The sequence below is a fragment of the Trichocoleus sp. FACHB-40 genome (assembly GCF_014695915.1).
GTDB classification, from domain to species: Bacteria; Cyanobacteriota; Cyanobacteriia; order Cyanobacteriales; family FACHB-T130; genus Funiculus; species Funiculus sociatus.
The window spans coordinates 100,559-113,213 of sequence record NZ_JACJPF010000036.1 but is presented as its reverse complement, the minus strand read 5'-3'; the positions used below and the strand labels follow the sequence as shown (position 1 = coordinate 113,213).

The 12,655-nt window shown below is 45.5% G+C and carries 14 protein-coding genes; 9 read left to right on the top strand and 5 right to left on the bottom strand.

Translation table 11 applies throughout. From position 1 onward, the window contains the following. The first annotated feature begins 317 nt into the window (after positions 1-317). The 3 genes from H6F63_RS05075 to H6F63_RS05065 all read left to right on the top strand — a co-directional run bounded on the left by H6F63_RS05075 (position 318) and on the right by H6F63_RS05065 (position 2,549). On the top strand, positions 318-839 hold the full coding sequence (locus H6F63_RS05075) for a hypothetical protein (protein ID WP_190420555.1): 522 nt from the start codon (positions 318-320) through the stop codon (positions 837-839). A 152-nt stretch (positions 840-991) separates the two neighbouring features. After that, positions 992-1,903 (top strand): mechanosensitive ion channel family protein, encoded by a 912-nt coding sequence (locus H6F63_RS05070; protein WP_199297692.1) that lies wholly within the window; start codon positions 992-994, stop codon positions 1,901-1,903. Between the two features lie 265 nt (positions 1,904-2,168). Continuing rightward, entirely contained in the window at positions 2,169-2,549 is a 381-nt protein-coding gene (locus H6F63_RS05065; protein WP_190420559.1) for a DUF2614 family zinc ribbon-containing protein, read from the top strand. Positions 2,550-2,621: 72 nt separating this feature from the next. Here the strand turns inward: H6F63_RS05065 and H6F63_RS05060 are convergent, their stop codons facing one another. Next, the gene (locus tag H6F63_RS05060) at positions 2,622-3,089 is read right to left on the bottom strand and encodes a hypothetical protein (RefSeq protein WP_199297690.1); all 468 of its coding nucleotides are present in this window, start codon (positions 3,087-3,089) and stop codon (positions 2,622-2,624) included. Positions 3,090-3,432: 343 nt separating this feature from the next. On the opposite strand from H6F63_RS05060, the gene H6F63_RS05055 reads away from it, so the two are divergent. The 5 genes from H6F63_RS05055 to H6F63_RS05035 all read left to right on the top strand — a co-directional run bounded on the left by H6F63_RS05055 (position 3,433) and on the right by H6F63_RS05035 (position 8,395). Continuing rightward, positions 3,433-3,780: a hypothetical protein gene (locus H6F63_RS05055; RefSeq protein ID WP_190420563.1), complete on the top strand. Its 348-nt coding sequence runs from the start codon at positions 3,433-3,435 to the stop codon at positions 3,778-3,780. 248 nt (positions 3,781-4,028) lie between these two features. Further along, entirely contained in the window at positions 4,029-6,233 is a 2,205-nt protein-coding gene (locus H6F63_RS05050; protein ID WP_190635403.1) for a pentapeptide repeat-containing protein, read from the top strand. A 217-nt stretch (positions 6,234-6,450) separates the two neighbouring features. Next, complete coding sequence (locus H6F63_RS05045) at positions 6,451-6,696, top strand: hypothetical protein (RefSeq protein WP_190635401.1); 246 nt, start codon at positions 6,451-6,453, stop codon at positions 6,694-6,696. Continuing rightward, positions 6,693-7,115, top strand: a complete 423-nt coding sequence (locus tag H6F63_RS05040; protein WP_190635399.1) for a PIN domain-containing protein — start codon at positions 6,693-6,695, stop codon at positions 7,113-7,115. The genes H6F63_RS05045 and H6F63_RS05040 overlap by 4 nt, the downstream gene beginning before the upstream one ends. An 86-nt stretch (positions 7,116-7,201) precedes the next feature. Further along, positions 7,202-8,395 (top strand): glycosyltransferase, encoded by a 1,194-nt coding sequence (locus H6F63_RS05035; RefSeq protein ID WP_190635398.1) that lies wholly within the window; start codon positions 7,202-7,204, stop codon positions 8,393-8,395. Positions 8,396-8,578: 183 nt separating this feature from the next. Here H6F63_RS05035 and H6F63_RS05030 read toward each other — a convergent pair whose 3' ends face one another. Both H6F63_RS05030 and H6F63_RS05025 read right to left on the bottom strand, forming a co-directional pair. Next, positions 8,579-9,439, bottom strand: a complete 861-nt coding sequence (locus tag H6F63_RS05030; RefSeq protein ID WP_190635395.1) for an SDR family oxidoreductase — start codon at positions 9,437-9,439, stop codon at positions 8,579-8,581. 94 nt (positions 9,440-9,533) lie between these two features. Continuing rightward, positions 9,534-10,277, bottom strand: a complete 744-nt coding sequence (locus H6F63_RS05025; protein WP_190635393.1) for an SDR family oxidoreductase — start codon at positions 10,275-10,277, stop codon at positions 9,534-9,536. Positions 10,278-10,439: 162 nt separating this feature from the next. On the opposite strand from H6F63_RS05025, the gene H6F63_RS05020 reads away from it, so the two are divergent. Beyond that, positions 10,440-10,817: a helix-turn-helix domain-containing protein gene (locus tag H6F63_RS05020; RefSeq protein WP_190635391.1), complete on the top strand. Its 378-nt coding sequence runs from the start codon at positions 10,440-10,442 to the stop codon at positions 10,815-10,817. Positions 10,818-10,897: 80 nt separating this feature from the next. On the opposite strand, the gene H6F63_RS05015 is transcribed toward H6F63_RS05020, so the two are convergent. Then, positions 10,898-11,431 (bottom strand): hypothetical protein, encoded by a 534-nt coding sequence (locus H6F63_RS05015; RefSeq protein ID WP_190635389.1) that lies wholly within the window; start codon positions 11,429-11,431, stop codon positions 10,898-10,900. 371 nt (positions 11,432-11,802) lie between these two features. Then, complete coding sequence (locus tag H6F63_RS05010) at positions 11,803-12,588, bottom strand: DUF3891 family protein (RefSeq protein WP_190635387.1); 786 nt, start codon at positions 12,586-12,588, stop codon at positions 11,803-11,805. Positions 12,589-12,655 lie beyond the last annotated feature (67 nt).

Below are 12,655 nucleotides of genomic sequence, written 5' to 3'. Positions count from 1 at the left end.
CGAAATACTGGCATCTTCCCTAGTAACATCTCGTTTTCATAACCATTAGCACTTGGTTGAAACCCGCGCAACTAGCGATTCTTTACATCTAAAACCCAATAATCAGCAATTTCAGCAACAGAATATAGTTTTTCTTTTGCCATGCGATGATATTCTTCAACTGTCCATTTACGAATGTCTAGCTGCATAATATTATCCTGTTTTAATTAATCTTCCTTTATTTACAAAACGTGAGTTACAAATTCTTTGCAAGTGAGTTCGGGGCGGGAACCTTCGGTTTAAACTGTAATAAAGAGAAGAGAAATCAGTAAGCGGTTATGCAACCAAAAATCGTCTGGCAACAAGGCAGCAACAACCCCGATAATGCTAATAACTTTGCTACCATCCGTGAATGGTGGGCAAGCCTCGCGGATAAAAAAATTGCTTGGAGACAGCGAATTATTCCCCAAAGCGGTGATGTCATCGAACTGGATTGGGAAACCCAACGCTTTGATGAAGTATTTCAGCTAAAAACACCTGAAATTCGCGGTATTACTCTCTATTGGCACAAAGCCGATGAAGATAGAGAACGCAGTACCACGCCTCGAAAACTCGAATTAGATAACCAGCGTCAGCAAATCTATATCTATCCGCAATCCCAAAAAGAACTTGTGATTAGGGTTGGAATACCAGAAATCATCTATCAAAAGATGGAATTGAAAAATCCCCAGATGCAAGTTACTGCTGCTGGCGAAAACCAAATCCTTACCTTACGCGATACTCAACAGCAGGTAGAAGTGAAAGTCACTCTAAGTCCAGAAAATCTTAACCAACTTAAGGCAAATATCTTAACCTTGTAGAGATGCGATCGCGTTTGTTAATTAATTAGGATTTACTCAAAATGATGCAATGGATTGTCCCCCTAGGATTAATTTTAGTCGGATTAATCTCTGGGGGGATTTTTGAGAAATTTTTCCTCGACAATCTGAAAAGATTTGCCGCTAAAACTCGATTGCCAGGAAACGATCTATTTTTTTATTCCCTGCGGGGCATAACTAAAATCTGGTTTATCATTGCCGGATTTTATGGTGCTGTTATTAGCCTTCAGCTAAATGGCATTATTTCCGACAAAATTTCTGATATCCTGCAAAAGTTTCTGACTGTCCTATTTCTTTATTCAGTGACGATAGTCTTAGCTAGACTTGCGGCTGGCTTTGTTAATTTATTAGCTCAAAGAATCCAAGGAATTTCAGCATCATTACTTTCTAATTTAGCGAGGATTATCGTTTTTGTTTTCGGGATACTGACGATACTGCAAACTCTAAATATTTCTATTACACCAATTCTGGCTACTTTAGGAATCGGTGGTTTAGCTGTAGCTTTGGCGTTTCAGGATACTCTGTCAAATTTGTTTTCAGGTTTATATCTGATTATTTCTGGACAAGTGAGGACTGGCGATTATGTAAAAATTGAAACTGGGCAAGAGGGTTATATAGTAGATATCACTTGGCGAAATACAGTTATTAAAGAACTGCCTAACAATGTAGTTATTGTACCAAACAGCAAGCTGGCTTCGGCTATTTTTACTAACTATCATTTGCCAGCGAAAGAAATTACTTTGAACGTTCCGGTAGGTGTCAGTTACGATAGCGACTTGGAACACGTTGAAAAAGTAACTATCGAGGTGGCTAAGGAGGTTATGCAAGAAAATGCGCCAGATATTACTGGATTTGAGCCGTTTTTACTTTATCAAAACTTTGGAGATCATAGTATAAACTTTACGGTATTTCTCAGGGTAAATGAATTTTTGGATCAGCGAGTTGCTAAACATAAATTTATTAAAAGATTACATCGCCGCTATCAGCAAGAAGAAATAACAATTCCATTCCCTAGTAGAGAAATTTATATGAGGAAAGGAGAATAATTAGATATAGCAATCCTCTTTCCTTTGTAAAGTGTGGGACTATCAGGAGAGCGACTGGCTCTCCTGACGAGAGCGCTAAAAACGAAAAAATTTTTCACAACTGGTTTAAAACTGCTATAGGCGTAATTAAACAACGCGATCGCATCCTACCGAACTGACATCAGGCGGCGATCACTTATTGCACTGGCTTGTGTTAACAGAGACAATTGAATCTGAACTACGATGGAACTATTCCATACAACGCAAGCTTTCATTGGAGACTGCCGTGAACCAGAACAGCACCAATACCTTTCAGTTCAAGCTTTCTGGCGTCGGCTCTTGGCTTACCCTTCTGCTGATTATTTGGTTGCTGGGGTCGATTGGGCTGGGCTGGTTAGTTAAGTCGTTTATGATTCTGATTGGGTTAATCCTCATCACGCCTGCGATCGCCTTCCTCGGTTTTCGCTGGTGGTTGCAGCGCAACTTAGTTGGTGACGAGTGTCCCGTCTGTAACTATGAATTCCGCGCTTTGAATCGAACTGAGTGTCGATGCCCCAACTGCAACGAACCACTCAAGATAGAACAGGGACATTTTAACCGCTTGACACCTCCCGGAACTATTGATGTCGAAGCGGTTGAGGTATTAGCTAAACAGCTAGAAGACTGAAAAAGCCAAAAGTTAATGGCTAATGGCTCTTGAACAATTAGCCATTAGCCATTAACTTTTGGCATAAGCTATTTACTTGTTTTGTTGCGTGATATATAAGGTATAAGGATGCTTGCCGCCAGTGCGATCGCCTACATAGACCGAGTAATTACCGCGCAGCCAAACTCCGGAAATTTCTGGATTGTCTCCAGAAGCTTTATCTGCCAACACGCAGAAGCGTCCTCCTGGGCCATCAATCAGCAACGTAGGCTCACCAGTGGTGCTTTGTACGCCCAGGCGCAAATAGTCGATTTTGTCTGCCGTTACCCTAACCACTTGATTCGGTGTCTGGGAAATATAACCGCAATTGCTGTTTTTTTGCCCGCCAGATGTACCGCTCATCTGAAGCGGATCGCGCTGCAATTTCGGCGTAATTTCTATCACTGGGGCATCACTATGAGCCACACCAGCACCCGCCAAAATCAAAGCCAAGGTCGTGGGAACAACCATCAACTGAGAAAGTGTCTTCATCATGTCATCCCCTTGCCTTTTTAAGGGCATTTATACTATCAGCTTCCTACATTAGAAGCTAAATGTGTTATGGATATGTTCCTATTTCTCAAGTGTCACTGTCTGGGGCTGGGGACTGGGTGCTGGGAACTGGCGACTGGGGACTGGGGGCTGGGGACTAGGAACTAGGAACTAGGGACTAGGTAAGACTTTTGCCTCTTCCCCAATCCCCAATCCCCAATCCCCAATCCCCAATTCCCAATTCCCAATTCAAAGAAACTGTTATTTTTTCTAGTCCTAGTGTTTTGGAAACAAACCTTGGTTAAGATCGCAAACATAAAGGCATAGCTAAGTGCCAATGTGTCTGTTTTGTAAGCGAGTATAAAAACCAAAGATGAATCCTCAAGAAAATCAAGACTTAGAGCGTAAAATTCAACAACTAGAAGCCGAAATCGAGCAAGTACCATCCTCGCCAACGGTGGAAACCGAGGCGGGACAACCTATCCAGATCACGACTAAGGAATATCCTACAGTCAAATCTCTGTTGAACAGAGTCACTAACTGGTTTAACGGGCTGCCTGGTGTTGGTAAAATATTGGCGATCGCAGTAGCGGCTGTAGTTGGTTTTGCCATCCTCAGAAGCGTTTTGTACCTGACTGCATCCTTGATCAGTCTGGGAATATTGGCAGGGATAGTGTACTTGGTGTACAAATTTTTCATTGCCCCCAAGTCCGCAGAATAAACCCTTAGAGGATGTCTCAAAAGTCATAATCGAGACGCTTAGAGGGTGGAGATCCCCCTTGCATCCCCCTTAAAAAGGGGGAACTAAGACTTGATTCTCCCCCCTTTTCTCTAGCGCATCGGCGCTCTCTTCACAGGGGCTGGGGGGGATCGAACTAACTTTTGACACTTCTGGGACATCCTCTTAGACTAGAGACGCTACGCTTCACCGTCTCTAGTCTTTAGTCAGCGCCGTTGTGGAATGCTTGCATGGCTACCCAAGTAAAAAAAGCCTCGAATCGGAAAAGCCCAGCGTGGCGAATACAGCTGCACCAATTGCCACTAGGTCTACGACGTGGCGCTGCTAGCATCGTGGAAATTTCTCTAGTTGTTGCTAGTGCCTTAGTTCCTTACAGCATCGGGCTTGTAGCCAAGTCGTGTACCGGGACATGGCCTTGCACCGCTACGGAAACTGTTCCCCTAAACCCAGTGCTGGCGAATACCAAGGATGCGATCGCCCAAACTTTAGCGGTTCCCCGCCGAGAAACAAACCAGCAAGTTCCCCCACTCACAAATTTGTTGTGGTGCGCGGCATTGGCGGCTCCTGTCCTCGTGGTAGGGCGGCAACTGTACTTATTGGGGAAAAAGGGTCAAACTTCCCCCAAGCGGTCTTTAGGCGTACAAGTGGTAACGGAGTCTGGCAACTCGCCGGGATTAATCCGCGCTGTGTGGCGGGAAGGCTTAGGTAGGTGGGGATTACCCTTTACGACGGCTTATTTAATCTGGCGCTACAGCGGCGCTTTTCCCGATTTAGGGATTTTGCTGGGTTTGGGGGCGTTGATGTGGTTGGGGGAGAATGCGATCGCGCTTTTTGATCCAGAACGCCGCACCCTGCACGACAGAATCGCCGGAACCTTTGTTATCGATAGCGCAACTTTTACACCCTACCCAGAAGCTGACCGGGGAATACCTCTGCGAACCAAAAAGCCAGTCACGCTGGAGGTGCAAAGTAGTTGGAGTGAGGCAGACGACCAACGTCACGAAAAAGTCACCACCATCGTTTTATCTTCAGGTTCCAGAGGGCGCAAGCTAAATCTGTGGTACTGGATGCGCCAACACCCCGGCACGATGCTGCTGATTGCCGCCGTCTCCACCATGATTGCTATCCTGGGAACCTTTGTTGGCACTCAGATATATATTCAAAATCAGGCAAACTGGCGCGACGCTAAACAACAGAATAACAAGGTGTTTTTGGCGCTGGTGAATCAGTTGAGCCAAAGTTACCCCTACCAAATAGAGGAACGACGCAGTGCAATCTTAGCGCTGGCAAGGCTTGAGGATTCCCGTGCTGTTCCTTTCTTAGTAGATTTACTCGGTCAGGAAGTTGCTCCGAGGTTGATTGACACGAGTCAGCAAGCTTTGGTGAGCGTGGGGCCGAAAGCTTTACCATACTTGCAACGCTTGAATCTGTCGTTGCAAAAAGACGAAGCGCTGCTGCGAGGTAGTGCATTAGAAGAACGACAGTTAATTGCAAGACGACTGGGAGCAACCAAAAGAGCGATCGCGAAAATTATCAGCATCTATACTACTCAAATCCAGAATACTGACCTCAGCCGCACCAACCTCGATAAAGTAACCACAGAACCTGCCCCATTCACCCTAGTTCTGGACAAAACTGATTTATCGAGGATACAGTTCAAAGGGGCAAACCTCACAGGTGCCAGTTTACGCGGTAGCCGCTTCTTCGGTGCTGGTGAAGACGGGCGACTTGGCACATTTGATGATTGGATTGCCGACTTAAGCGGTGCTGACTTAAAAGAAGCTAACTTAACGGACGCTTTTTTGAGCCAAGTCCCCCTGAATCGCACCAACCTGATCCGCGCCACCCTAAACCGCGCAAATTTATCTAATGCTCACCTGGTGGGAGCAAACCTCAGCAGCGCCAAGCTGATAGAAGCAGATTTGCGTCAAGCCGTCTTAGAAAATGCCAGCCTGACAGGAGCAGATTTAGGTGATGCTAACCTTACCCAGTCAAATCTCTCTGGTGCGCGTCTGGGAAAGGTGAGAGCCGTCGGTACTAAGTTCGATTTTGCCCTACTTACTCAATCAAACTGGCAAGGAGCAGATATGACAGAGGCTCAATTGCGTAATGCAAATCTCCAAAATGCCGACCTCAGCTCAACTAAATTGACGAGAGCAAATTTAAGCGAGGCTCAACTGCAAAATGCCAAGTTTCGCAACGCCAACCTCAGCGCCGCAGATTTGCGCGGCGCTAATTTAGAAGGGGCAGATTTTCAAGGGGCAACTTTTGCCGATGTAAAACCGCGCCAGTCAGATCAATTTATTCAAGAATTACCGCCAGCAGCGTCATCGGCTCGTGTCAAGGGCGTTGATTTTTCCAAAGTTAAAAATTTAGAAACTAAACAAATTCGCTTTATCTGCGATCAAGGTGGGCTGCATCCGAGGTGTGAGTAAGTAGGGGCGTTAGCAAAAGCGGTGCAAAGTACAGCATTGCGGCTTGTATCTCTTGGTGACTGCGATAAATTTTCTGCCGCAAGGCTCCTACATTCATTAGACTTCTTGCATTCATAACTAAAGTCATCGTCACGATTCCTGTCTTAGTTCAACATAGCGATCGCGACAGAGTCGTCTTAAGATAAATTTTGTTTGCCCATTTATGGAGAGTGTGGCGATGAGCCAAAAATTGACGGCTGTATTTGACGGTCATATTCTACGCCCAGATGCACAGCTAGACTTGGAACCTAACAAACGCTACGTTATCACCATTGAGACGGAGGCTGTAACCGTTACCCCTGGCGATGCCTGGGATGTGCTAGAGGCTTTCTCTGGAACAGTTGAAGCACCCTCAGACTGGGCTAGTGAGCATGACCATTATTTGTACAATACTCCGAAACGTCAGCCAGAAACTACTCTATGAGTGGTGAGCGACTATTGCTAGATACAGTTTTTATCCAAGCTTTGCTCAACCGCCGCGATCAGTACCATGCTCAAGCTATAGCCTTGCTGCCGCGTGTACGAGCTGCTACTGAGGTATGGGTAACTGAGGCAGTGCTGACAGAAGTTGGTAATGCTCTAAGTGCAGTTAACCGCGACGCAGCTGTTCGGTTTATTCAACAGTGCTACCACACAGTAAATATCCGCGTTGTCACTGTGGACACGCAACTTTTAACCCGTGCCTTAGAGCTTTACGAAGCTCGTCCCGATAAAACATGGGGTCTTACTGACTGCATTTCATTTGTTGTGATGCACGAGCAGGGTTTAACAGATGCCGTGACGGCTGATAAGCATTTTCTTCAAGCAGGTTATCGTGCATTGTTACTGGAGCAGTTGAGATAATTCTGCTGTTATGGTAAAGGTCAATTTTGGCACCAAATAGAAATTGGCACTACGGCAAAAACGCTTAAGTTAGTTAACGGTACAAAATGAAGCTGAGTTTCTGCATAATTGTAAAAAATGAAGAGGCATCATTACCTAGATGCCTCAGTAGTGTTAAAGATTTGGTAAATGAAATTGTCGTCTTAGACACTGGTTCTACTGACAAAACAGTGGAAATTGCCAAAAGTTTCGGGGCGAAAGTTTACTATTTTGAATGGTGTAATGATTTCGCGGCGGCGCGGAATGAGGCGCTGAAGTATGTGCAGGGTGATTGGGTTCTGGTTTTGGATGCGGATGAGGTGCTGACTCCGGAAATTGTACCGCAGATAAAGCAGACAATTGAAAGTGATCGCTACCTCGTTATCAATCTTATCCGCCAAGAAGTCGGCGCGTCGCAGTCCCCGTATTCTCTGGTTTCGCGTCTATTTCGCAATCACCCAGACCTTCGCTTTTCTCGTCCTTATCATGCGATGGTCGATGATAGCGTTAGCGAGTTGTTGCAACGAGAACCAAATTGGCAGATTGTCGCTTTGCCAGATGTGGCAATTTTGCACTATGGCTATCAACCGGAAGCGATCGCATCTTTAAATAAATATGCCAGAGCGCAAGCAGCAATGGAAGGCTTTTTGGCAACTCATCCCAATGATCCTTACGATTGCAGCAAACTGGGGGCGCTGTATGTCCAAACTGGGGAAACGAGTAAGGGAATTGAACTTCTAGAACAAGGTTTAAAATCAACTGATATTGATGCTTCTGTTTTGTACGAGTTACACTACCATCTAGGCAATGCTTACACTCGTCTTGACAATCCTACTCAGGCGGCAAAACATTATCAAGCGGCAATTCAACAGCAAATTCTGCCAAAGTTGAAACTCGGTGCTTATAACAACTTGGGTAATTTGTTGATGGCGGCTGGGGATTTTACCAACGCTGAAAAAGCTTACCAAACAGTTTTAAAAATCGACTCTAAATTGGCTTTAGGTTACTACAATTTAGGGATGAGCTTGAAGGCGATGGGAAGATTGCGGGATGCGATCGCATCTTACCAGCACGCCACCAAACTCAATCCAGAATATGCAGAAGCGTACCAAAATCTGGGAGTAGCGCTACTGAAAATTGGTAATGTAATCGAGAGTGTAGAGGCATTTCGCCAAGCGATCGCGCTTCACCAGCAACACAACCCAGAAGAAGCAAACAGGCTACGTCAAGGACTGCTGGAAATGGGTTTTAAGGTTGGCTAATTAAAAGGCAAAAGGAACAACTAAATAATTTTTTTTCTCGTTACAACGAGCTAATGCCTCATGGTTTAGCAAAATAGGCAATGCCGACTAATTACGGTCTGAAAAAGCACTCTAAAAGCCCCAACCCGTCAACGAGGCGGGGTAAGCAAACTGATCGGGGTGACGGGAATTTATGAAATATCGCTATTTAAAAGCTTCAGCATAATCTTTAGCAAATTGGTCAAAAGTTATAGGTTTCTTTCCGGTGACTTGCTCTACTACAGGGGATACATTTGAATATTTTCCCTCTTTTTGATCCGCATACAATCCGAAAACAAGATTCATTTCTGGCTCTGGTATTCCCGCCTCTTTCATTCCCTCTCGTGCAGCATCTTCGGGAACATCGACATATTGAATAGTTTTACCAAGCGCAGATGAAAGTATGTCTGCTATCTGTTTATTGTCTAGTGCTTCCGAACCTGTTACCAAGTAAGTTTTGCCCTCATGACCATCTTGCGTTAGTGCGGCGGCGGCTACAGCTGCAATATCGCGCGTATCTACAAGACTAAGCTTTGCATCTCCCAAGGGTAGATAAAAAGCGTTTTTGCTTTTGATAGTAGCTCCTGTAAAAGTAATGTAGTTTTGATAGAACGAATTAGGACGCAAGATAGTGTACGCAATCCCCGAAGATTCAATCATTTTTTCAACTTCCCGGTGCAATTTACACAAAGGGTTTGCTGGTTCCCCATCTGCACCCATTACCGACAGCCTAACAATGTGTTTTACGCCTGCTTTTTTCGCAGCTTCTAAACTTGTAGCGTCCAGTTCTACCATGTTGGCAACTAGCGGCGTTGCCAAGAAAAGTTTATCAATTCCTCTAAAGGCGGATTGAATTGTTTCTGGCTTGTTCAGGTCAAACTCTACAAGTTCTACTCCAGTTAACTTTTCTGCCTTGCTGGTTGAACGTACAGCAGCACGAACATTTGCGCCAATTTCTGCCAGTTTTTTGACGACTTGACTGCCAACGGTTCCGGTAGCACCAGTCACTAAAATTGCGTCATTCATTATTTATTACTCACATACAAAAAGGTAGGTATTGCCCACTTTTTAAATTGTGCAACTATTGATTCGAGCTGAAATAGTTCTACGCAGACATTGCTTACTCTACTTTGGGGAGAAATTGGGCAAGCTGCTTTTCGACAGCCTTGCGATCGCTACTCAGTTGAGCAATCGTATATGTCGCTTCCTCCCCAGGATAGACATCCTCCACCCCATCAATGACTGCCTGCAAGGCCGCCTGAGCCACTTCAGCCGGGGGTGTCTTCGGTCTGTCATAGTCTTTGCTGAAATCGGTGTCAACCGTTCCTGGCATCACTGCGACAACAAGAGTTCCCTGCGCCGCCAATTCAGCCCGTACTCCCTGCGTCATCGACAATGCAGCCGCCTTTGAGGCGCTGTAACTTCCACGGGCAGGAAGATTTACTAGAGCTAGCGAGGATAATATATTAGCGATCGCTCCGCCGCCATTGTTTTTGAGGATGGGAGCAAAAGCGCGGCACATCTTCAGGGTGCCGAAATAATTAACTTCCATCTCAGTTTTGGCGTGGGACAAATCCGGCGCGGCGATCAAACCTGCATCAAACCCTACACCAGCATTGTTGATTAACAGAGTGACATCGCCGCAATTGGCAGCAGCATCGTTGACTAATTTCTCATCAGTGATGTCGAGTTGGATGGGAATAATCCGTTCCGGGTCAGTAGAGACTATCTCTGCAACTGATTCAGCTTTACGCGCACAGGCATAAATTTTTGCGGCCCCTGCTGTTCGTAATGCCTCAACAAACTGCCTGCCAATTCCCCGATTTGCACCTGTCACCAGCGCAACTGCACCTTCAATTTGCATTGGTTCACTCCCTTGATTTATTAACTTAAATACCAGTCCCTAAACTTAGCCGTACATTGGTGTAAAATGCACGCAAGCGGTTTAATTCATTCCCCTATAGGTATGATTACAATAGTACAAATCTTTTAACAAGTAGGTACTAAAAAGTGCTGTACTTACCAAATGGTGCCTAAATTTCCCGAACCCGACATTTTTAACGCCAATTGCCCCACGCAGCAAGTATTAGACACGATTGCTAACAAGTGGAGTGTTATTGTTGTTTATTCCCTTTCTTTTGGCACCAAGCGCCACAGCGAACTTCAGCGACAGATTAGCGGTGTGTCGCAAAAAATGTTGACCCAAACGCTACGTAACTTAGAGCGTGACGGGCTAGTTGTGCGAAAAGTTTACCCCGTTGTCCCCCCTAAAGTTGAGTATTCTTTGACACCGTTGGGAGAGACGCTGATAGAACCATTAGGAACTATCTGCAAGTGGGCTGAAACCCACATAGATGAGATGCAAACAGCGCGCGAGCGTTACGACAACACATTGGAGCATTAGACTTTTTATTCTCGTTCCCAGTGCCAACTATGGCACTGGGAACGAGAAAATTTTTTAGCACTTATGTAGCAGCTATCAAATTATTCCATAGTGTCCGTAATGGCCTTAATTTGAATACTCATCTGCTCACGCCTAGCCTTAAACCTAGCAAGCTGATTCTGAAATGTAGTTAACCGAGTATTAAGCACCTCAAACCGCTCGTTAAACTTACTAGCCTCAGAGCTAAACCGACTATTATCAGCAAGAGTCGGCTTTGGTATGCACCCCAACTCCCATGATTCGACTGGAGAGATATAAATAGCACTTAGCAGCTGGGCTAAAGATTCCCTGATAGGCTTTTGGGTTATCACAATTTCTTTAGCTAATTCCTTAGCTTCATCGAGTGTTAACCGCTCTGCCATAAGTGCGGTACATAAATCGTGGTTTGTATTACTCAACTCTTGCTGTATCAGTTGCAGTTGTTGACTCTGGTAACTAAGCTCTAGTTTTAAAGTGTCAACCTGCTCCCGCAAAAGCTGATTCTCATCCTGGCTATTCAATTCGCTAAACCCTATAGAAGGATCAGTAAATGCTTTATCTTCTGCCAGTTGACGTTCTTGTTGATATTTCTGCATCGCAGGTATTGCCTCTATAACTGGAAAAATTCACCACCCTGTCTTGACAAAATTTCCTTCCTTCCTGCTTCATTTATACTAAAAATTATTAAAATAGTTGTCTATCTTAAGTTTTCATAACGATTCTTAAGATAGACATTAGCATGCACTATAAAAGCGGGAATTGGAAATTGGGAATTGGGGATTGGGGATTGGGAATTGGGAATTGGGAATTGGGGATTGGGAATTGGGAATTGGGAGGACTCTTAACCAGTTCCTTGTTCCTAGTACCCAGTCCCTAGTACCTAGTACCTAGTCCCTTGTCCCCAGCCCCCAGTCCCTTGTCCCTTGTCCCCAATCCCAATTCCCCATTCCCCAGCCCCCAGTCCCTTTCATGCTGGGCTGAGGTAGGTTTTGATTGTCGCCCAAGGAGCGATCGCGATCGCGTTCCGCATCGTCTCCTCATCTGCAAATGTTTCTGACAAATAACGTCCCTCGCAAACCAGCGTCACCGTCTCTTTTGCAAAAGGCCAAGGACTCACACTCACTCGCGTCGGATCGCCATTTAGGGGCGTTAGTTTCAGCGTCGTTTCCCCGTTAGCGGTGGGAACCTTCTCAACTAATCGCTCTTTTAAAAGCCTCATGCACAGGATAAGTGACAGACCATCCCATATCGCAACTAACTGCTGATTCCGGGCGATCGCTTCTGGTGTAGTGTAGGGTGCGTAATCAGGATCGTTGCGGAGAGTAGCAATTAATTCCTTTTGGAAAGCCTGTTCGCCCACGAGGAACTTCTGCACAAGCTGGGCATCTTCTGGCGAATCATGGGTAGCATCGTAATGCTCGTAGAGGCGCGTACCGTGCAGCGAAGCCAAAAGCGCTGGATATCTCCCCAGCGCGATCGCTAATCTTGCCGCCCCAGACCAAATATCTATGTGTATCTTTCGTGGCAACTCCGTGAAGCTGTGCGGCAAACCCGTCTTGGGGTTAAACGTGGGCATCTTTTCCCACGAATACCAGCCGATATCGTGTTGTTCTGCACCCATACAGACATCTTCTTTGGGTGCCAAATTGCCAAAATATTCATTTCCCCAAGCACGCGCCAACTGACCGGAAACCCACGCATGAGCAGGTTGCGCGATCGCGAGAAGCCCCTCTGGATCTTTGCGATATAGCATTCAATAGTTCCTACCGCACCTTCTTAACTATACTCGTCACGAGTTTGATGTATCACTGTAAGAGACG